This window comes from Treponema sp. OMZ 798, from assembly GCF_024181385.1.
In the GTDB taxonomy this organism is placed as follows: domain Bacteria; phylum Spirochaetota; class Spirochaetia; order Treponematales; family Treponemataceae; genus Treponema_B.
Window position 1 is genome coordinate 1,304,968 of sequence record NZ_CP051305.1, and the last position, 21,006, is coordinate 1,325,973.

Consider the following 21,006-nt stretch of genomic DNA (forward strand, 5'->3'; position numbering starts at 1 on the left):
AAAAGTTTACAACCTGTTCCGCACAATATTAAGAACCGCTCCCAGCAAAAACATACCGCAAGAAACAAAAATATGCATATTTGAAGATTCGGATAAGTACCAAGCGGCAAGAGCATATGAGCCTAAAAGGGTGAAAACGATAAAAGAAATAAAGGCTATTAGATAAACTATAAAATCCATGGAAATAGTTAAATTGGCCGCTAAAATATAGTAAACAAAATCAAAAATAAGGATGGAACCTATTATTATAAGGAGGAATAAGATAAGCTCTGTCGAGTCCGGAGTATTGATATTTCCGTAAAATAAATAGGCAAAGACGGAGCTAAAAATGCCGAATAGAGCCGATAAGCTGTTACTCAACACATCTTCGGAAAGCGACCATGAAATCAAAAAGAAAAATGCCGATCCAAAAAGAGCGTTTAAAAAGAAGTACTGAAAGAAAAAGCGCCATAAATGGGAGCTCAAGTAAGATGAAATTTGCAGGCTCGAAAAAGGGAAAAAAGAAACAATTATCAATGACACTATCCCGCCCAAAATACCGAATAAAAAGGCTGCAAACTTGCCGCCCTGCTCCTTTGAAAATAGGGCGTAGAGTAAAAAAACTAAGGGCAAAACTAAAATAAAAACAAAATTCATAGGAAGCATTTTACCACAAAAATACCAATATATCAAGTATTTTTGAATAATTGACCTTTACAAATATTTTTTTTACTGGTATACTGCTCTAATATGACAATTGCAGGAAGAAACAGAGCGCGCCTAGTCGCCATATCGGTTACAGCCTTAATTCTTATACTATCCTTAATATCCTTTGTCGGGATTGTTCTTAACAGAAACCTTGATAACTCCTTGGTATCAGGCACAAAATCTGCAGGAAGCTTAAGTATTATTGAATTTATACTCAATCTATCGAAAAATAACTATGACAACTATGCGGTATTAATAGGAATCTTAACCTTTCCTTTTTTATCGCTCGGCTTTTTAGTCTTCGTATACTTTACATTCAAAAAAACTCATGCAATCGAAATATCCTTCTTTGCCATGTTTACCATATGCATAAGCTTTGAAAGTATAAGACTGATTTTTCCGCTGTATAACTTTTCAAATATAGTGCTGGATAGTATAGCAAACCTATCCCGGCTGGTATATTTTTTTAGATTAGCGGGAATTATGTCTCTTTTTATGGCAGGCATCTTTGCCAACAAAATAATAACTAGAAAAATCTCCTCGGTCTTCTTTTTTGTTTTCTTTATATCTTTTTTGATATGCCTGTCAATGCCTATAAACAATTTTTATATAAACAGATATTTTCTTTCGGATATTAAGGCCGGTCATTCATATATATACTTGTTTTTAATAGCGGCGATTTTGGCCTGTGTAAATTACTTTTTTGTCTATATCACAAAAAACATAAAAGAGTATTTATTTGCAGCTCTTTCGCTGACAGGAGCCTTAATCGGTTATTCGGTTCTCTTGTACACATCATCCTATACCCTCCTAGGCATAGGGCTTACCCTTTTCATTTTAGGAAATCTCAGCTTTATAAAGTACATACACAGCTACCACATATGGCAATGAGAGAAAAAATAATAGCAAAAGTCTTGATTTTTCGCCGATTATGATGTATGCTTAGCTTATGGCAATTAAATTTTACTCGCTCGGTGCTGCAGAAGAAGTTACCGGGTCCAAACACATTCTTGAAGTTGACGGGCATAAGTATTTGATAGACTGCGGAGCTTTTCAAGGAAAAAGAGCTGAAGCAGACAAGAAAAACAGGGATTTTAATGTTCCGGCTCCGGAATTGGAGGCTGTCATTTTAACCCATGCCCACTATGACCATTGCGGACTATTACCCCTTTTAGGAAAACACGGCTTTAACGGCAACATCTATGCAACTCCTGCAACAAGAGATATAGCTAACCTTGTTATGATGGATTCTGCAAGAATTCAGGCAAGGGATAGGGAATATTTATCCAAGCAGGCTGCAAAAAAAGGAGAAACATTTAAATGGGTCCCTCTTTTTGATGAAAAAGACGTAATTCAGACAGTCAATCAGTTTGTAACTATATCGTACCACAGACCTACATGGATAGGTCCCAATGTCCGGCTGGAATTCTACGATGCAGGACATATTTTAGGCTCATCCATGGCCTTAATTACGGCAAAGGATTCCGAAGGAAAAGAAGTAAAAATAGCCTTTACAGGAGACCTAGGCCGAAAAAACAAGGCCATTATCCGAGATCCGGATATAATTCCGCCTGTCGATTATATAGTTATTGAAAGCACCTACGGTAACAGGCGCCATGAAGACACTGACAATGCCTTAAAACTTCTTGCCGAAAAAACACAGGAACTTGTAGAAAACAAGGGAAAGATGATAATTCCGGCCTTTGCCGTTGAAAGAACACAGGAAATAGTCTATTATTTTCACCTCTTGGTAGACAAAAAAATAATTCCGGACATTCCTATCTATGTTGACTCTCCTATGGCTGTAAACGCAACGAGTATATTTCAGGTTCATCCCGAATGCTATGATGAAGAAACGCATGAGGCCTTTTTGACTCATCATAAAAATCCCTTCGGTTTTAACTCCCTCAAATTTATAACGAGTGTATCCGAGTCCAAGGAATTGAACAATATTGACGGCCCCATGGTAATAATAAGTGCAGACGGCATGTGCGAATTCGGGCGAATTACCCACCATCTTGCAAACAACATCGAAAAGCCTTCCACAAAGGTAATGCTTGTCGGCTTTATGGCAGAAGACACTTTGGGCCGCCGCCTTCAAAACAGAGAGCCTGAAGTAAAAATTTTCGGTGAATGGCATCAGGTGAGAGCTGAAATTTTACAGATAAACGCCTTCAGTGCTCATGCCGATTATTTTGAGTCTAGAGAGTGGCTCGACTCCTTGGAAAATCCTAAACTTAAAACAATCTTCTTGGTTCACGGAGAACCTAAGGCTCAAAGCTATTTTACCCAATACTTAAACGAAAACGGTTACAAGGATGTAAAAACGGTAAAATACGGAGAAACTTATAATCTGGACTAGCATATGAAAAAAACAATTACAGGTTTTCACGCTATAGACGAGATTTTAAGAGCTGAAAAAAATAGAATCGAAAAAGAAAAGAGCGGTAAGTCAAGCCTCGAAATTTTTTACTCCAAAGAGGGCCCAAGAGTAAAAAAGATTTTAGAGACTGCACGTAAATTAAATCTAAAGATTGAAAAAAAAGAAAATAACTTTCTTGATTCTCTTACCAAGGCTTTGCCTGAACAGCTAAGGGATCACAGGGGGATTGTGCTTGTAACGGAGACTGAAAATCAAAAAAAAGGAATGAGCATAGATGAGTTTTTTGCAAAGCTTGCAGAAAAGGACTCTGCCTTTGTAGTAATCCTCGACTCCATTACGGATCCTCACAATACGGGTTCCATCATAAGGAGCGCAGATCAATTCGGAATAGACGGAATAATAGTTCCCGAAAACAAAAGTGCCGGAGGCTTTGAGATTATAAGCAAGGTAAGTGCAGGGGCGTCAGCCTGGGTTCCCTTTGTAGAGGTAACCAATCTGGTACGCACCGTAGAAAGGCTAAAAAAGGAAGGTTTTTGGATTTACGGGGCAGATGCAGGAGGGAGGTCGCTGCCCGATATCAAGTTCCCAAAAAAGACAGCCCTTATTATGGGAAGCGAGGGAAAGGGAATGAGCCGCCTTGTAGAAGAAACCTGCGACGAGATAGTGTCAATTCCAACAAAGGGAAAACTTGACAGCCTAAATGTCTCCGTCGCAGCAGGTATTCTCTTTTATGAGATAAGCCGGAAAAAATTAGTTTAATTTTTTGCGGTTCTTATCTTTTTTACGGCTTCGCTAAGAGGCATTTCATCCTCAGTTCTATTGGTCATATCCTTTAATTTTACCTTAAAACTTTTAGGGTTCTTATCGAATTCTTCCGCACAAGAATCCTTGGTTAAGAAAAGTCCCCACCTGATGTCCTTTTTTTCGGCATATGCGTACTGATGATTCATCTTTTTAGGTTCAGGATATACTTCAGCATTTATTTTTTCGGCTTCAAAAAAGTTTACTATCTTATACGAGAGAACCTGATCATCTTCAGGTAAAGAGAAAATGAGGAGGTCGGTAAAGCTGGCCTTTGTTTTTTGATGACCCAGCTGTTCAAGGGCAGCTATAAGCCTGTCAAGCCCGATGGAAGCCCCAACCCCGGTAATACTCTCCTTCATGTAAAGAGCCGTAAGGTTGTCGTACCTTCCTCCGGAGCAAACGGAACCTATAGAAGGTAAATCGGTTAAAAAGGTTTCAAATACAACACCGGTATAGTAATCCAAACCTCTGGTAATAGAAGGATCCAAAACTATATAGTCTTCAATTCCTACAGCCTTTACCAAGGAGTAGATATCCCTCATGCGTTTTGTATCTTCATCGGGACCGCCGGCAAGGCTTTCCAGGCGGGAAAGGGTCTTTTCAAAGTCCTCGCTTTTTAATTCATTGCTCACACCGGAAATATAGGCCAATATTTTTTTTGCCTTTTCTTCGGAGCTTATACTACTGAGGAGCTTTAAAACCTCAGCCTCCCCTACCTTGGCAAGTTTATCTACAGTACGTAGAATCTCTTCGCTGTCTCCGGATAAATCTAAAGACTTTAAGAAACGGTTAAATATTCCCCTATGCGAAACATGGATTCTAAAGTTAAAAACACCTAACTCATTTAAAGCCTTTTTAATAAGGCGTAAAATTTCAAAATCAACGGCAGCCGAGTCTGAGCCCAAAATATCAAAATCGCATTGCAAAAATTCGCGATAACGCCCGGCCTGAGGCTTCTCGCCTCGCCATACCTTTCCGATATGATAGCGTTTAAACGGAAAATAAACTTCAGACTTATGTTCCGCAACAAAGCGTGCTAAGGGGACGGTTAGATCAAAGCGCATAGCCACATCCCTTCCGCCGTTGTCGTTAAACCGGAAAACCTGCTTTTCGGTTTCCCCTCCGCTCTTTCTCAATAGAATCTCGGAATATTCCAAGGCCGGAGTATCGATGGGCACAAAGCCGTAATCCCTAAAAACTTTTACCAACCTTTCCATAAGAAGAGCTCTTTCAATCTCATCCGCAGGAAGAAAATCCCTAAATCCTTTTAAAACTTTTGGTTGTATTAAATCACTCATAGGTCTATTTTACAATATTTTTTTAGATTGGGCAAGGGTTATACTACACCGCCAATATTTATCTCTCCTTATAATTTTTTTCTATCCAATTACGGTACTCACCGGAGCGGACATTTTCTATCCAATCTTTATTATTTAAATACCAGTCAACAGTATTTTCAAGCCCTGTTTCAAAATCAAAATTGCGTTTCCAGTTAAGTTCTTTTTTTATTTTTGTACAGTCAATGGCATATCGGCGGTCATGTCCAAGCCTGTCAGTTACATGGGTAATAGTTTTTTTGACACTCTCTTCATTAAGACCTGCTTTTTTGCAAACAATTTGGATGAGCTTATTTAAAAGTTTTATATTTTCCCATTCATTTTCTCCGCCGATATTATAGGTTTCACCGGTCTTTCCTTTTTTTAAGATGAGCCTGACAGCCTCATTATGATCTTCGACATGAATCCAATCTCTAATCTGTTTGCCGTCACCGTAAACGGGAAGATTTTTACCTTCAAGCATATTTAAAATCATCAACGGAATCAACTTTTCCGGGAACTGAAAAGGTCCGTAATTATTGGAGCAATTTGAAATTGTAACAGGAAGTCCGTAAGTATGGAAGTAAGCCTTTACCAAGTGATCACTGGATGCCTTACTTGCAGAATAAGGAGAGCGAGGATCATAGGCTGTTGTTTCTTCAAAAAGACCTTGATGTCCCAATGAACCGTAAACCTCATCAGTACTTATATGATGAAAAAGAACATCATCACGCATTGTCCCGTCAGTTTTTTTCCAAAATTGCTTGGCTGTTTCCAAAAGGTTAAAGGTTCCTAAAACATTCGTCTTTAAAAAAACCTCAGGACCCAAAATAGAACGGTCAACATGACTTTCGGCTGCAAAATGAACAACAGTATCTATATTATATTCGGCAAAAATCTTATTTATAATTTCTTTATCGCAGATATTTCCATGAATAAAAAAATAGCGGGAACCTCCGAATTCGGCTTCAATATCGGCAAGACTTGCGGCATTGCCTGCATAGGTAAGAGCATCAAGGTTGATGACCCGTCCTTTAAAATCAACTTCTTTTTTTAATAAGGTTCTGATAAAATTAGAACCGATAAAGCCCGCACCGCCAGTTACCAGTATATTTTGTAGATTTCGCATTTAGATTAACTCCTTAACCTAACAATTCTCTGCAATGTATTTTAGATAATCTCCATACTCATTATTATAAGACGAAGATAAATTTAAAAGCTGAGTCTTTGAAATCCATTTTTGTAAATATGCTATTTCTTCTATACATGAGACATACATTCCCTGCCTCTTCTGAATTGTTGCAATAAAATTTGAGGCTTCTAAAAGACCGTCATAAGTTCCCGTATCGAGCCATGCCATACCTCGGCCTAGTTTTTCCACTCTCAATTTACCCATATCCAGATAAGCTTTATTTACGGATGTAATTTCAATCTCGCCTCTGGCCGAAGGTTTTACCGATTTTGCAATCTTGATTACTTCATTATCATAAAAATACAAGCCCGGAATTGCATAATTTGATTTTGGATTTTGAGGTTTCTCTTCGATAGTCAAAACATTTCCTTCATCATCAAAATCAACCACGCCGTAAGCTCTCGGGTCCTTAACATAATAACCGAAAATTAAGGCTCCGCCGTTGTCTTTTATGGATAAAACAGCATCCGTCAAGGTACTGCTAAAACCTCGCCCATAAAAGATATTATCGCCCAAAACTAGGGCACAAGAATCGGAACCGATGAATTTTTCACCGACTATAAAGGCATCAGCAAGACCTCGAGGTCTATCTTGGACGGCATACTCAAACTTCATACCCAGCCAATTTCCATCACCGAAAAGCTCCTTAAAAAGCCCTATGTCTCTAGGTGTAGAGATAATTAAGACCTCGCGTATACCGGCAAGCATCATAACCGACAAGGGATAATAAATCATTGGTTTATCATACATTGGTAAAATTTGTTTTGAAACAGCCTTGGTAAGCGGATACAAACGGGTTCCTGCACCGCCTGCTAAAATTATAGCTTTCATAAATACCCCCTATCAAAAAATTGATGATATAGGAACATATAACACGTTTCTACTCGGTATGAAAAACATGATCTTGAACCTTATCAATAAATTCATACCTTACTGTGTTACTTAGACCATCAGCCAAGGAAACCGGAGGCTTAAACCCGGTTTTTAAAATATTTACAGAATCAAAAAGAGTATCGGCACAGAATTTTTTTACCCTGATTGAGCTTATCGATAACTTTTTTCCTGTTATTTTTGCAAGTAAGTCAAAGCAAAGCCCGCCGAAATAGCCCAACCAATAAGGCCAGTGGAAAATTTTATGATTAGGACTTCCTAGAATTTTATAAACTTCATTAGTAAGAGAGTTCATATCAAAGTCAGGTTTATCGATATAATTAAATAAGTGTTCACCGCTTCCATTAGCTAAACAAAACTCGATAAAAGCTGCCACATTTTCAACATAGGCCATTGATTTTTTATTTTTTCCTTTACCCACAAAGGGAAAAAAACCTGAACTGATTTGCCTTAATAGATTGTAAACATTTCCTCTATTCTGCTCTCCGAAAACAACAGTCGGTCTGATTATGGTAAGCGAGTTTCCTTTACCGGTTTCAAGCCATTCACGGTATTTTCCTTCGGCAAGCCACTTGGTTCTGCCGTAATCATTAAAATAATTTATCTCACCCATTTCATTTGTATTAAGAGGAGCAAATCCATAAACGGCAACGGAACTTGTAAAAATAATTTTTTTGATCCCCAACTCAGAGCAAACCTTGCATACATTTTCGGCACCGGCAACATTTACTTCATCATAGAGGCTCTTAGGCTCAACATCATCCCTATGCTCGGCTGCTAAATTAATAACACAATCAAAATCGGAAGATAATTCTTTTTTTAAAAAATCAACATCTCTTACATCAGCAAAGACTCTAAATTCAGGGTAATACTTACTATCCTGCTTATCGAGAATTTTAATTTTATGACCGGAGAATAAAAGTCTCTTTGTCAATCTTGTTCCTATAAAACCGGAACCGCCTATTATTGCTATGTGCATTTATTTTAACCCTTTGCTATTTCTTTGTATAAATTACGATAATTTTTCCACATAATATCTAAAGTAAAAAAATTCGAAAACTTCTCAAATGAAGCTCTTTCCATTTTAGACTTCTTTTCATTATCTTGCAAGATATTACTTATTGCCTTAACGGCATCTTCATCAGTTTCAATCAATAATCCGTTTGTATTATCTACAAGCTCAGGAATTCCGCCAACATTAGATGCAACAATAGCTTTTTTTTGAGCCATAGCTTCAATAATAGTCATTGGAAGACCTTCATAGTTGCTAAATAAGACAAAAAGATCACAGTACGGCAAAAGGCCTGATGCATTAGGACAATCTCCAAGCAATAAAACATTGGAAGGGATTGAAAACTCTTTTTTTATCTCTTCCATCGATTTTTCGGCAGAACCGCCTGCCCAAACAAAAAGATAATCCTTCATGGCAGGATCTGAAGCAACAGATAAAAAGCTTTGAAACTTTTTTGGGTATGCGATACGAGCAATGGTTATAACGACTTTTTTATATTTGCCAATATCAAACGGAATAGCCGCCTCTTCTTCAGGTTTTACAATTCCATTTCGAATTGTCTTTACTTTGTGTGTTATTTTTTCCTTAAGCAAATTTTGTTTATCATAATGAGAAACAGCTACTATTGCACCGCAATATTTCTGTAAAAATCTCTCCAAAGGCAAAAAAAATCTATGCTTCAGACGTATAGAATCAAAACCATGAACAGTATAAATTATACTTTTCTTGTATTTTCTCCCTGCAAGACGACCAAGAACACCAGCCTTACTGGAATGAAGATGAATGATATCCGGAGAAAATTTATTAATTTCATTCTTTAATTCAAAATAACATTTTAAATCAGGTAACAAACTAATAGGTTTTACCATATTTTTTATCTTAAATCGTATAACTGAAGAATCTAAATTATCCCAAAGATACCCGCCTTCCATTGAAGCTACAGCAACGGTATTTCCTTCATTAGAAGCCATATTTGCCAACGAAATACATACGGTTTGAGCTCCGCCGAGTTCTGTATTAGTAATTATGTGTAAGATTTTCATGGTTACATCTATTTATTTTTTTTATATCTAATAAATCTATTAAAAAATCCAAATACGCCTACTTCTTGAATAATACATACTATATGCAATGGAGCAAAAATAATATGTGTCAGTATACTACCAATTTTAGGAATAAAATATTGACAGTATCTTATATATTTTTTTCTTAAAGGAGGTGTCCAACTAGCATCAAAATGATGAATCGTATGTGTATTAGAAGTAATCGTAATTTTACCGGTTCTGGCATCCTTAGGATTAAAATAATCAGGAGTGTATATGTGAATATTTTTAACTATTTGAATATTATTCTTTTTAGTTAATCCATATTGCCTTAGTATATCCGTCACACGTATCACTACAGTAGTAAGATCCATTTTACCATTTGGTTTTATAAAAAAAGATTTTCGATAGGATTCTAATATTTCAAAATATAAAGGTTCGTTAGGAGGAGCAGCTATACCCAATCCACTTGCTACATCACCTATTTTTTCCATGCCAAAAAAAGCTCCGGTTTCAATAATTTTATCAATGGGTTTAATAATTTCAACATCAGTATCAAAATAAATTCCGCCATAAGTATATAAAATATCGAATCTAGCATAATCACTTACAAAAGCATACTTTTTTGCTTGATAAGCTTGAGCCGTATACGGTATTTTATTTACATCATAATTATCTTCATTCCATTCTCTAATCTCATATTCTGGACAGAATTTTTTCCATGATTCAATACACTTGAGAGCCTTTTGAGGTAAGGGATTCCCTCCAAACCAGCAATAATGAATTACCTTTGGAATCATTTTATCTATCCGTTTTTCCTGTAAATAATTCATTTCGACTCCTAATGACTCCAATTATTAGGATCGTAGACATCATCTTTAACAAAAGCCCAATCATGCTCAGAAACTTTAAACTTAGTCATCTCAAGCTCCTTATCAGCCTGCCAGCCTCCGCTTATCATAATCTTTGCAGGGGTCTTCATTTCACTATCTTTAAAAGATATTCCTGTAAAAGGATTTTTTTGTAATTTTTCATCTAAATCTTTAACCGTTAAAAAAGGTATATCAGCTAAAGTCATAAAAGCATTATTTACTCTAAGTTCTCCTTCTAAGTTAAAATCTTTTACCATTAAAAGAGGAATAAGTTCTTCAGGCCTAAATCCCGTACCGTCAAAATCTTTTAAAAAAAACATATCCTTTGTTTTCATAGAATATCTGCCATGATCACCCACAATTATTATACGACTGTTATCATAGCAATCATTTTCTTTTAAAAACCTAAAAAACTTTGCACACTCTTCATGGGCTAAATAATTTGCATAAAAATGTTCAGAAGTATATTCATTTAAACAATATTTATCTGCAAGAGGTATTAAAAATTCTTTTTCCAATATTTTAATATCGGATTGTTTAGGAGGTTCATGTGTTATATTATTTACAATTATATTTATACAATTTGTATTTTCAACAAATTCGATCTCTTCTTTTACATTTTGTAGAGCTGAATAAGAATCAATAAAGGCCATTTTAATATACTGAGGCAGCATAGCATTTGCATAGTTACCGGTAGAATAAAAAACTCTTCGTATTTCCGATGGTAAGACTCTAAAAAATGAAAAAAATAACATGTTACGACGTATTCCATGTAATATTTCATGGCTATCATAAAAATGTAAATTCTTTAATAAAGTTTGGCTATACTTTCCAGGATAGTCAATATTTTTTGCTATCATATCATATTTATCAAAGACAGATAAATCAGGAATCCAAGAATAATTAAGCCAAGGAGGATCAGTAAAGCTTACATTCCAGCCATTTTCACTAAAAAGTTTAGGGAGCACGCTTAAAGCTTCATTATGCTTATCTACCAGTAACTCTTTATCTCTCTTATTAATATTATCCGGAGTATATTCATAGCCGCCAAACAATGAAGGGGCACTTAAATTTGTACTGCCTCCAAAGGCAATAGCATTTTTGAACAAAGTAAAACCGGTATATTCCTTTTTTACAAGAGCATTATTTTCAAAAATAGGATCAATAAAAAAATTCATTGAGCGATCTAACATAAGGATAAAAATATTTTTTCCGGTTCTACTTACTTTGTACGCTTTATTATTTATAACCTTATTATTTATAACAGGCTTTAAATCCGTCTTTTGCAAGCGACGGTATTCTTTATAAATACTTATACCTGAAAATCCGGCTATTGTTAAAAAACTTATAACAATGATAGTCAGAACTGAAGGCAAAAATTTTACGAATTTTGAGTATAAAAAACATGAAACTATAACTATACTTATAAATAAGGTTAAAATATTCAATATAAAATATTTTGCTCCATGATGTAACAGCACAAAGTTTTCAAAAACAAGAAATTTATTGATGTCTCCATAATTACCGGTAAAAATAAAGGTATTTATTAAAGCTCCTATTAAAATAAAAATAGCAATATATGAAAAATATTTTTGAACTGTCTTTGAAAATAGTTTATACAAACATAAAACCCAAACAAATATACCAAAAGTCTGTATAAATGTAAAATAAAGAATCCCCAAGGGATTTGTAAAATTATCAAAATTAGCAAATTCCTGTGGAGAACTGGCAATTGTTGTGGAGGGAATCACAAGCCCTATAAAAATAAGAAAAGCAGAAACAGCCGATATAAAAATATAAAATCTTTTTTTATCATTATCAAAAATAGATATCTTTTGTTTACTTTCAAAATATAAAAGTAACCTTTTTACAAAGGGAAATATCAAAAGAAGAGTTGTAAAACCAACAGCTATAAATATAGGTTTTCTTTGAGTAGCTGTTAAAGCAATTACTATAGTTAAAACTACTGCAACTACAATAGCAATAATGAACCAAGTCTTTTTACTTAACTTTATCTTATAAAAAATATTTTTAAATAATGAAAAAATATTATTAAGCGTCCAATATAAAACCAATCCCGATGGTGAATCATATAGTAATATCAAAAATAAAAAAGCCGTCACATACAGGGTAAGCTTATCTTTTAACTCCAATCCTCTTGTATACACGGCAGAGGCAGCAAGATTTATTACCGTCATTAATATAGGCAAAAGATTCAATGAAACAGCACCTACATTAACCAATCTATCAGGAGAACCTAAATCATTTAAAAATAAAAAAGAAGATTCTTTTAATGCAGGCAGCTCCGATAAAAGTTGATATGCTGCTATAAAAAAGGGGATCTGTATAAATAGGGCAAAAAGACTCCTTAGTGCATACAAGGGATGATAACTATTTTGTCTATAATATGCTGACAATATCATGTACTGCTCATCACCTTTAAACACAGACTTGATATCCTTTACCTTAGGTTTCATTCTTTTTTGAATAAGGCGCTCTTTTCCCTGCCACTTCTCTGCTACATTATAGATGGGCAAGGTTATTAAATTGATACCTAGACTCAAAATAATTATTGATAAACCTATATGATCTTGAGTTATATTATTCGCTATAAACAATATAAACTCTACAAACATGTATACAGGATAAATAAATATTGTATATAAAAAATCTAACATGTTCTTTTAATCTCCATTAAAAACTCATATACTTTCTGTCCTGCAAGTCCTCTATTTTGCCATGCAGTATCTTTAGCTTTTAATCTGTTTTCTTTTAAGCTAGAACTTTCGCAAGTTTCTTGAATAATTTTTCTTATATCAGTAAAATCCGTAGATTTTAACTCCCTTCCTATTTCTTTCAATATAGAAAACTTCCATGGCAGCTCTTTTAAATCTCCTGAATCATAAGGGCGATGATCAAATTCGTTATTACAGTATAAGAATGGTTTATCAAATAAAAAGGAATAATCAAATATAACGCTCGAAAAATCGGAAATCATTATATCGGCTTTTGAAAGAGAGGCAATATTTTCAGGTTCATAATCCCAAGAAAGGTTATCATTTATTTTGTATTTTTCTTCTAATTTTTTTAGCATGCCGGCCTCGGTAGTCTTACTTTGAGGATGGGGACGGACAATAATATTCCAACCGGTTTCTACAAGAGGTGTAAGAAGTTGCTCTCCATATTTTGACAAAATACCGTTTGCACCCCATGAAGGAGCAATCAAAACGGTAAAACCCTCATTTTTTTGAGGCAATTTTTTTAATTTTTCATTAAGCACATCCAAGTAAGGACAGCCTACTACACATAGTTCTTTTTTCTTTATACCTCGCAAGTCTTCAAGCTCTCTTATTCCCTTCATCTGATATTCACCGGATAAAAGAACGGAATCAAAATAATCCAGCCCGAAAAGCCTGTAGCTTGTAGCATCATCAAGGGCATGAAGAATATGGCTGTAATGCTTTACTTTTTTAGATCTCTTTAATTGATATACATCCAATCCCGGCGTAGTCATTAAACAGATATCAGCCTCTAACATATTAAGGCGGGCAAAGGCCTTATTCCCCTTTCCTATATACTCAGGTTTTATATATTCGTAATTCTGCAAAAAAACAGGATCATCTTCAGATGAGGTGTAAAAAATCACCTTTACCTTATTCTTTTCAAATTCATTACATATAGGAGCAAATACATTCCAGTATTGTTTGCCCTCAGAGTAAAAAACAAAATCGGTTTTGCTTTCATTAACTTTCGTTTTATCCTTGTAGATTAAGACTTTTAATCTTATTATAGCCGTTTTTGTCAAAAAATATAGAGTCGTAATTAACCCTATCACAATAGAAAAAAGAATACTGCCCGTACCCGGATCAATATATAACAATGGAAGCATAAAATAAATTCTCCTATTCCTTATTAAAATTTGTTTTACTCCAATTATTAGGATCGTAGACATTATCTTTAACAAAGGCCCACTTACCCTCAGAGTCTTTAAATTTCGTCATTTCAAGCTGATAATAAGCCTGCCAATCACCGCCTGTCATAATCTTTGCAGGACTTTTACATTGACTATCTTTAAAAGATATTCCTGTAAAAGGATTTTTTTGTAATTTTTCATCTAAACCTTTAACTGTCAAAAAAGGAATATCCGCTAAGGTCATAAAACTATTATTTACTCTAAGTTCTCCTTTCATGTTAAAGTCTTTTATCATTAGTAAAGGGATAAAATATGATATAGATTCAAAATCCGATTTATCAAAATCTTTTAAAAAGTCCATAAATATTGTTTGTATTTAATGTTTCCCATGATAACCGGCAATTATTATACGACTGTTATCATAGCAATCATTTTCTTTTAAAAAACTAAAAAACTTTGCACATTCTTCATGGGCTAAATAATTTGCATAAAAATGTTCAGAAGTATATTCATTATGAACATGTATACAGGATAGATAAAAATTGTATACAAAAAATCCAGCATATTATCCAACCATCACAATTTAATAGAATTTATTTTTTTATCTTCATCCAATTGGACTCAACAAAAATATTTTTTTCTTTAAGATAAATATTTAAAATATCATCTTCTAAGAAATTACCAATCACAATTTCTGTTTTTTCTTTGGTTTCCTTAAATGTCTTTCCTGTAAAAGGATTTTTTGTAAGCAAAGTAATATTCTCAAAACCGCTTGTTGCCATTATCGGAACATCAGCATTGGTCATAAAATCCATATTAAGATTCAGTTCACCGGAAGCATTAAAGTCCTTCATCATTAAAATAGGCATATAATAAGTCTGCTGAAGTGTTTTATCCTTAAAATCAGTATCAAATATAGAATTATTTAAAATTAAATTTCCATATCCATGATCGGCAACAAAAATAATTCTTGTATTATCATATACACCATTTTCTTTTAAGATTTTCATCATATCACCAAGAATCAAAAAAAGATAAGCATCCGATATATAATGATTTAAAGTAACCTCATTTGCGGACCTCTCTTCACATTTTTTTATAAAGTCATCCGAACAAAATAGACGAGCCTGTGAAGCAGATATTGGCGTATGAGAAACATTATTAACAATTAAGTTAAAACAATCCTTATCATATCCCGTACTTATATCACGCTTAATAAATTCAAGAGGGGCAATTTTTGCAACAAAATCAAATAAACCGTATGCAGATGGTTTACTTTGCAAATACCTGCCATTATTATAAAGCCGTTTACGTAAAAAATAAGGAGAGGCTTTTAAAAAAGAGAATCTTATTGTGTTCCGCAATGTTTCCGAAAATGGAAGAACTTTATGCTGAACGCCGATTTTATGCTTTTGAATCCACTCCCCTACATATTTTCCTTCCATATTCAAAGCTTTAACACCATCATAAGGTTCGAATATGGAATTATCGGGTATCCAACTATGGTTGGCAAGCGAGGCATCGGTAATAACCGTATTCCAACCTGATTCCGAAAAAAGACGGGGCATAACACAAAGAGATTCATTATACATATCACGATTCGAATCCGTATTTTTTCTAAAAGACGCAGGAGTGTATTCATACCCACCGTATAGAGCAGGCGCACCGATATAAGTATGACCGCCAAAAGAAATTGTATTGGGATACAGGGTAAAGCCCGTAAAATTCTCTGAAATTTTAGGAAAGTCATCAAAAATAGACGGAATAAAAATACCGGGCATCCTGTCAAGCATAAAAACTAATACATTTTTACCGGTTTTAGTAAAACCGTAAACTTTTTCGATATGTCCTATAGATTTATTCTTTTTATCTATCTTGATAAGTTTTGTAACATTTTTATAGCCCGAATATATCTTTACTGCATTAATACAAGAGAGGGTCAAAAAAGAAACAAGTAAAATCTTCGACACAAAAATAGATTTTTGAGAAAGTTTATACTTAAGAAGAACTACTATGAGTGCAATGCTCAAAAAAAGAGAAAGTAAGTTAATCACATTCTCCTGTAATGAATGAATCAGAACTTCATCAGTCGCAAAAGAGAGAAAACCTGTAAGCGAGCCGTAATTACCTTGAAATATAAAAACATTAATTACAGAACAAACCAAAAAAATAAAAGCGATAAATGAAAAAAACGGCTTAACCCTCACATTTGCCAAGCGATAAAGTATTGCGGGCCAAATAAAAAGAAAGCCGCAACCTTGCAATAAGGTAATCCAAAGCAAATAAAAAGGATTTTGATACTGAATTGTATAGGAAAATTCTTGAACGGAAGAAGCAACCAAAGAGGAAGGAATTACGGCACCTAAAAGAACAGTTATTGAAACTATAGAAAAATAAAAAAGAGAATTAACGGCTTTTATATCCTTAAAAAATGTTATTGAATTTATAAAGTACTTTAAAAGTTTAATAAAAAACGGAATTAAAATATACATTATCATTATTCCTATAATAAGAATAACAACAATTGGTTTTTGAGCTCGAGTTATAAAAAAAACACCTCCCGTTACAATGAAAATAAGCCCTAACAAGTACCATATTTTTTTATTATACTTAAATTTTGCAAAAATATTTTTTCCTAATGAAAATATGTTATTAAGAGTCCAATAGAAAACCAAACCCGAAGGAGAATCATAAAGCAAAAAAAGAAAAATTAAGGCCATAATATATAGCTGTATTTTTTCTTTTATCGAAAAGTCCTTGGTGTATATCATAACAGATAAAAGATTGACCAAGGTCATTAAAATCGGCAAAAAGTTTATCTTATATGATAAGATATTGAGCAAGGCATCAGGCTTTCCTAAATTACGCAAAAAAAGAAAATCAGATCCTTGCAATAATGCAAGTTCCGATAGAAAATGATATGCTGCAATAAAAAAAGGAATTTGAAACACCAGTCCCAGCATGCCACGCAAAGAATATAGGGGATGATAATTATTTTGGCGATAATACGCAGAAAGAATCATATATCTTTCATCACCCTTAAATACCTCATTTATATCTTTAATTTTATTCTTTAATTTTTTTTGTAATAATCTCTCCTTATTTTGCCATTCTTCTGCAGCAGCATAAATGGGTAAGGTAACAATATTTACAAATAAGCTTACTATAATTATTGCGCCGCCTACATTCTCATTAAAAATTTTAAATGCAACCAAAAAAATCAATTCGATAATCGATTCAAGCGGATATATAAAAAGCGTATATAAAAAAATCATCATTTTACAACTCACATAGTTAATATTTTTTAGGTTGACTTTGAATGACGTAAATCATCACCAATTTCAGAAGTAAAAACTTCGTTAACTCCTACAATTGAGGGAGATATAAGCCATATTTGAGAAAATCTGCGATAATATTTCCAGTTATCGGCTACAGTAAACACTTTTTCATTACTATAGTATATTTTTTTTGCAGCATCTAATCCAATAACATATCCATATGTTCCGCCATAACTGTTTAAGACAAGATACATTGAATAATTATTAAATAATTTTTTTTTCCACAACTTTTTCATAGGTTTTTTAGCTGTAGTTCCCAATAAAACTACTTTATTCCCAACATTAATTTGAGAAATAGCCGTATAAACTTCAAAAAAATTAGGTAAAATGGCAATATCATCTTCCAATATCAATGCTTGACTGATATCCTCATCAATCATTTTTTTATAAATAGCTTTATGACTTAAAGCACAACCTATCTCACCTAAGCTCAACTGTCTTTTAGTTATTTTTTGTGATAATTGCGAATTATAAATTTCATCTATATTTTTTATATTACGACCGTAAACAGCAGGAAAGAATTCATAATCAATTGGTAGATCCTTAAGGAGTTCCTGCATATATTTTTTTCTTTCAATATTATGTTCTAAATTAAGCACAAAAGTTCGCATAAAGATCCTTTATAATTTTTTTTAGTCTGTATGGCATAAGCTGCCTAAGAAATATATTTATTTTATATTTAATAAGTTCAAGATATAAACTTAATTGGGTTTTGTTTATCTTTTTTTCATAAGGTAAAAGTGTATCTTCACTAAAACAGCCGGATAATAAATTTAAAGAAACACGCCAATCTTTTTTTTGAGTATTCATTAAAATCTGTATATAAAAAATATACTTTAAATATTGTCTTTCAATATACAAAACCGCATCGGTATTCTCTCCGGCATGAGTATTAAAAAAAAAGCTAAAAGCATCAAGATTAGCTTTTATAGAGTCTAAACTTTTTTTTACTGAAGATAAATCATTTTTTTTATTTGAAATTCCGCTTTCATCGTTGTACAAAACTAAGGGCGCATTTATAAAAGTATAACTTTTTGCATAATAAGCGATTATAACCGATTCATATAGATCTTCGCCCATTACCGAGTAAAAGCTTTGCATTTTTGAAAAAGCTTTTTGCAATAATTCCTTTTTATACACCTTATTCCAAACAGTACCCGCCCTCGGATTTTTAAAATGTACCAAACTATCAAAAAGATTATTTATCGTAATAAAAGGAACAGGCAAAGATACGGTTTTTGCCTTCTTATGCTTATAAGCAAATTCCAAAACATCATAATCCGTTTCTGAGAGTATACTATGCAAGGATGAACAGGCAAAAACTTCAAGAGCATCATCACAGTCCAAAAAAAGAATATAATCGCCCGAAGCATTACTTACACCTGTTTGTCTTGCACAATGAGGTCCAAGATTTTTTGAATGAGAGATTACCTTTATTCTATTGTCTTTTACTGCATATGATTCTATCTTTTGTAAACTTTCATCCGTAGAGCAATCATCAACACAAATTATCTCAATATCGGTATAGGTTTGATTCAAAATACCGGATAATGTTTCATCTATAAAAAAACTGCGATTATATATCGGAATTATTATACTGAATTTCATTTTTATGTTTTTATATTAACTTCAATTTTCAAAATTAAGGTAAAAATATATAAAAAAAATCTCTAAAGCACCAAAATATTATTTTAAATAAACTATACGTTTTTCTAAAAAAAACATATAGAAGACAGTATGATTCATTACGAAAGTTTCTTGCACGGTTTTCAGTTTTATCAATTATTGATGCGATCTCATCTTGACAATTTATAACATTTGGAATAACAACCGATATATTTATAATCTTCCACCATTTACCCCATTGATCAATAGGTCGTATAATAGGGAAACTTTGAGTATATATTTTCTCAGCCGTTTTTTTACAAATTATATATCCATATGTACCATAACCGGAATTAAATATTTTTTTTAGTTTATAATGTTGAGCAATGTTCTGAAAATATATTTTAGTTTTTAGTTTTTTGTCTGACTGTCCAAGAAGAATAATTCCATTGTTATCAAGTTTTAATATTTCAGAAAAAACTTTATTAAAATCATTTGAAATAATAATATCATCTTCAAAAATCAAAGCCTGTTCTATATCTTCTTCTATCATTTTTTTAAAAATTAAAAGATGACTCATTGCACAACCGATTTCGCCTAATTTTAATTCTCGGCCATATTCTTTGATTGCGCTCTCTTTATCATAAACCTCTTCTATATTTTTTATATCCTTACCGTTTACTGCATCAAAAAACTCATATTGAAGATTTGTTTTTTTCATCTCTTCAATCATATGTTGACGGCGATCTGTAGATTCTTTTAGATTGACTATAAAAACTCTCATATCTTTATTACTATAATAATATAAAATTATTTACTATATAAAATTTTAACAAGACCAATCATTTATTTTTTCAATAACATACTTTACCTGCTCATCTGTCAACACAGGACTCATAGGAAGACTAACCACTTCCGCATGTATTTTTTCTGTTATAGGCAGATTAAGATGCGAGTATTCGTTATATGCAATTTGCTTATGAGGAGGAGTAGGATAATGAATGGCTGTTTCAATTCCGAAATCTTTTAAATAGTCAATAAAAGCTTTTCTGTTTTGAACTCGAACAGAATAAATATGCCAGACATGTTCTTCCATTTTATGGATAAGGGGTAAAATTACTTCTTTATTTTTAATACCGTCATTATACATTTCGGCAATTCGTCTTCGTCCGGAATTATCTGCATCCAACCGCTTTAATTTTACTGAAAGAACTGCAGCCTGTATTTCATCAAGGCGGGAATTTTCACCTTTTAACTCATGTACATATTTAATTGAAGAACCATAGTTTGCAAGTTTACGTATAATAACCGCCAATTCATCATCATTTGTAGTTACACAGCCGCCGTCTCCTAAACAACCCAGATTTTTACCCGGATAAAAACTAAAACCAGCTGCATGACCAAAGCTGCCGCTTCGTTTGCCGTCTGTTTGTGCACCATGAGCTTGAGCGGCATCTTCAATTATTTTAAAATTATGTCTTACAGCAATTTCAGAAATAACTTTCATATTACACAAGCGGCCGTATAAATGTACGGGTATAATAGCTTTCGTTTTAGAACTTATCTTATCTTCTATTTTTTTTACATCAATTAAATAATCATCAATATTCGGCTCAACAAAGACAGGCATCAAATTTTCTGCACTCACAGCAAGAATGGTAGCTATAAAAGTATTTGCCGGAACAATAATTTCATCACCTTCGTTAAACACACCTAAAATTTTATATGCACGTAAAATAAGCTTTAGAGCTTCTAGGCCGTTTCCTACACCAATACAATGCTTAACACCGCAATACTCAGCAAAGTTTTTTTCAAAGGCAGAACATTCTTCTCCATGAATGTACCAACCCTTTTTGACAACTTCATTTATTTTTTGAGAGAGAATCGGTTCAAAGCTTTCAGAGATTTTTTTTAACGATAAAAAAGGGATTTGCATAAAAAGCCTCTATA

The 21,006-nt window shown here is 33.3% G+C and carries 18 protein-coding genes; 3 read left to right on the forward strand and 15 right to left on the reverse strand.

Annotated elements, in window-relative coordinates; all coding sequences use genetic code 11:
- Positions 1-6: 6 nt before the first annotated feature.
- Positions 7-636, reverse strand: a complete 630-nt coding sequence (locus tag E4O07_RS06150; RefSeq protein WP_253687970.1) for a hypothetical protein — start codon at positions 634-636, stop codon at positions 7-9.
- A 93-nt stretch (positions 637-729) separates the two neighbouring features.
- On the opposite strand from E4O07_RS06150, the gene E4O07_RS06155 reads away from it, so the two are divergent.
- From E4O07_RS06155 to rlmB, 3 genes are read left to right on the forward strand one after another with little or no spacing between them, the layout of a single operon-like run.
- The gene (locus tag E4O07_RS06155) at positions 730-1,578 is read left to right on the forward strand and encodes a hypothetical protein (RefSeq protein WP_253687971.1); all 849 of its coding nucleotides are present in this window, start codon (positions 730-732) and stop codon (positions 1,576-1,578) included.
- Between the two features lie 58 nt (positions 1,579-1,636).
- Positions 1,637-3,049 carry an MBL fold metallo-hydrolase RNA specificity domain-containing protein gene (locus E4O07_RS06160; RefSeq protein WP_253687972.1) on the forward strand — a complete coding sequence of 471 codons (1,413 nt, stop codon included), beginning with the start codon at positions 1,637-1,639 and terminating at the stop codon, positions 3,047-3,049.
- 3 nt (positions 3,050-3,052) lie between these two features.
- The gene (gene rlmB / locus E4O07_RS06165; RefSeq protein WP_253687973.1) at positions 3,053-3,829 is read left to right on the forward strand and encodes a 23S rRNA (guanosine(2251)-2'-O)-methyltransferase RlmB; all 777 of its coding nucleotides are present in this window, start codon (positions 3,053-3,055) and stop codon (positions 3,827-3,829) included.
- Here the strand turns inward: rlmB and hisS are convergent.
- From hisS to E4O07_RS06235, 14 genes are all read right to left on the reverse strand, one after another.
- Complete coding sequence (hisS, locus tag E4O07_RS06170) at positions 3,826-5,172, reverse strand: histidine--tRNA ligase (RefSeq protein WP_253687974.1); 1,347 nt, start codon at positions 5,170-5,172, stop codon at positions 3,826-3,828. The two genes, rlmB and hisS, sit on opposite strands and share 4 nt — an antisense overlap.
- Positions 5,173-5,230: 58 nt before the next feature.
- Entirely contained in the window at positions 5,231-6,319 is a 1,089-nt protein-coding gene (gene rfbB, locus E4O07_RS06175) for a dTDP-glucose 4,6-dehydratase (RefSeq protein WP_253687975.1), read from the reverse strand.
- Between the two features lie 18 nt (positions 6,320-6,337).
- Positions 6,338-7,213, reverse strand: a complete 876-nt coding sequence (gene rfbA / locus E4O07_RS06180; RefSeq protein WP_253687976.1) for a glucose-1-phosphate thymidylyltransferase RfbA — start codon at positions 7,211-7,213, stop codon at positions 6,338-6,340.
- Positions 7,214-7,262: 49 nt separating this feature from the next.
- Positions 7,263-8,252 carry an NAD-dependent epimerase/dehydratase family protein gene (locus E4O07_RS06185; RefSeq protein WP_253687977.1) on the reverse strand — a complete coding sequence of 330 codons (990 nt, stop codon included), beginning with the start codon at positions 8,250-8,252 and terminating at the stop codon, positions 7,263-7,265.
- A gap of 5 nt (positions 8,253-8,257) precedes the next feature.
- Positions 8,258-9,328 (reverse strand): glycosyltransferase, encoded by a 1,071-nt coding sequence (locus E4O07_RS06190; RefSeq protein ID WP_253687978.1) that lies wholly within the window; start codon positions 9,326-9,328, stop codon positions 8,258-8,260.
- Positions 9,329-9,336: 8 nt separating this feature from the next.
- A complete protein-coding gene (locus tag E4O07_RS06195) occupies positions 9,337-10,161 on the reverse strand; it encodes a glycosyltransferase family 32 protein (protein WP_253687979.1) in 825 nt (274 codons plus the stop codon).
- 8 nt (positions 10,162-10,169) lie between these two features.
- Positions 10,170-12,878: a YidC/Oxa1 family membrane protein insertase gene (locus tag E4O07_RS06200; RefSeq protein WP_253730590.1), complete on the reverse strand. Its 2,709-nt coding sequence runs from the start codon at positions 12,876-12,878 to the stop codon at positions 10,170-10,172.
- Positions 12,872-14,089 carry a CDP-glycerol glycerophosphotransferase family protein gene (locus E4O07_RS06205; protein WP_253687980.1) on the reverse strand — a complete coding sequence of 406 codons (1,218 nt, stop codon included), beginning with the start codon at positions 14,087-14,089 and terminating at the stop codon, positions 12,872-12,874. The genes E4O07_RS06200 and E4O07_RS06205 overlap by 7 nt, the downstream gene beginning before the upstream one ends.
- Before the next feature lie 13 nt (positions 14,090-14,102).
- Complete coding sequence (locus E4O07_RS06210) at positions 14,103-14,474, reverse strand: hypothetical protein (RefSeq protein WP_253687981.1); 372 nt, start codon at positions 14,472-14,474, stop codon at positions 14,103-14,105.
- Between the two features lie 232 nt (positions 14,475-14,706).
- The gene (yidC, locus tag E4O07_RS06215) at positions 14,707-17,391 is read right to left on the reverse strand and encodes a membrane protein insertase YidC (protein WP_253687982.1); all 2,685 of its coding nucleotides are present in this window, start codon (positions 17,389-17,391) and stop codon (positions 14,707-14,709) included.
- 26 nt (positions 17,392-17,417) lie between these two features.
- The gene (locus tag E4O07_RS06220) at positions 17,418-18,062 is read right to left on the reverse strand and encodes a glycosyltransferase family 25 protein (RefSeq protein WP_253687983.1); all 645 of its coding nucleotides are present in this window, start codon (positions 18,060-18,062) and stop codon (positions 17,418-17,420) included.
- On the reverse strand, positions 18,043-19,059 hold the full coding sequence (locus tag E4O07_RS06225; protein WP_253687984.1) for a glycosyltransferase family 2 protein: 1,017 nt from the start codon (positions 19,057-19,059) through the stop codon (positions 18,043-18,045). The genes E4O07_RS06220 and E4O07_RS06225 overlap by 20 nt, the downstream gene beginning before the upstream one ends.
- 34 nt (positions 19,060-19,093) lie before the next feature.
- Positions 19,094-19,840 (reverse strand): glycosyltransferase family 25 protein, encoded by a 747-nt coding sequence (locus tag E4O07_RS06230; RefSeq protein ID WP_253687985.1) that lies wholly within the window; start codon positions 19,838-19,840, stop codon positions 19,094-19,096.
- 45 nt (positions 19,841-19,885) lie between these two features.
- Positions 19,886-20,992 (reverse strand): DegT/DnrJ/EryC1/StrS family aminotransferase, encoded by a 1,107-nt coding sequence (locus E4O07_RS06235; protein ID WP_253687986.1) that lies wholly within the window; start codon positions 20,990-20,992, stop codon positions 19,886-19,888.
- Positions 20,993-21,006 lie beyond the last annotated feature (14 nt).

Bases quoted from the DNA above. Each gene is read 5' to 3' on its own strand.
- E4O07_RS06150 (WP_253687970.1), bottom strand. From the start codon at position 636: ATGAATTTTGTTTTTATTTTAGTTTTGCCCTTAGTTTTTTTACTCTAC.
- E4O07_RS06155 (WP_253687971.1), top strand. From the start codon at position 730: ATGACAATTGCAGGAAGAAACAGAGCGCGCCTAGTCGCCATATCGGTT.
- E4O07_RS06160 (WP_253687972.1), top strand. From the start codon at position 1,637: ATGGCAATTAAATTTTACTCGCTCGGTGCTGCAGAAGAAGTTACCGGG.
- rlmB (WP_253687973.1), top strand. From the start codon at position 3,053: ATGAAAAAAACAATTACAGGTTTTCACGCTATAGACGAGATTTTAAGA.
- hisS (WP_253687974.1), bottom strand. From the start codon at position 5,172: ATGAGTGATTTAATACAACCAAAAGTTTTAAAAGGATTTAGGGATTTT.
- rfbB (WP_253687975.1), bottom strand. From the start codon at position 6,319: ATGCGAAATCTACAAAATATACTGGTAACTGGCGGTGCGGGCTTTATC.
- rfbA (WP_253687976.1), bottom strand. From the start codon at position 7,213: ATGAAAGCTATAATTTTAGCAGGCGGTGCAGGAACCCGTTTGTATCCG.
- E4O07_RS06185 (WP_253687977.1), bottom strand. From the start codon at position 8,252: ATGCACATAGCAATAATAGGCGGTTCCGGTTTTATAGGAACAAGATTG.
- E4O07_RS06190 (WP_253687978.1), bottom strand. From the start codon at position 9,328: ATGAAAATCTTACACATAATTACTAATACAGAACTCGGCGGAGCTCAA.
- E4O07_RS06195 (WP_253687979.1), bottom strand. From the start codon at position 10,161: ATGAATTATTTACAGGAAAAACGGATAGATAAAATGATTCCAAAGGTA.
- E4O07_RS06200 (WP_253730590.1), bottom strand. From the start codon at position 12,878: ATGTTAGATTTTTTATATACAATATTTATTTATCCTGTATACATGTTT.
- E4O07_RS06205 (WP_253687980.1), bottom strand. From the start codon at position 14,089: ATGCTTCCATTGTTATATATTGATCCGGGTACGGGCAGTATTCTTTTT.
- E4O07_RS06210 (WP_253687981.1), bottom strand. From the start codon at position 14,474: ATGGACTTTTTAAAAGATTTTGATAAATCGGATTTTGAATCTATATCA.
- yidC (WP_253687982.1), bottom strand. From the start codon at position 17,391: ATGATGATTTTTTTATATACGCTTTTTATATATCCGCTTGAATCGATT.
- E4O07_RS06220 (WP_253687983.1), bottom strand. From the start codon at position 18,062: ATGCGAACTTTTGTGCTTAATTTAGAACATAATATTGAAAGAAAAAAA.
- E4O07_RS06225 (WP_253687984.1), bottom strand. From the start codon at position 19,059: ATGAAATTCAGTATAATAATTCCGATATATAATCGCAGTTTTTTTATA.
- E4O07_RS06230 (WP_253687985.1), bottom strand. From the start codon at position 19,840: ATGAGAGTTTTTATAGTCAATCTAAAAGAATCTACAGATCGCCGTCAA.
- E4O07_RS06235 (WP_253687986.1), bottom strand. From the start codon at position 20,992: ATGCAAATCCCTTTTTTATCGTTAAAAAAAATCTCTGAAAGCTTTGAA.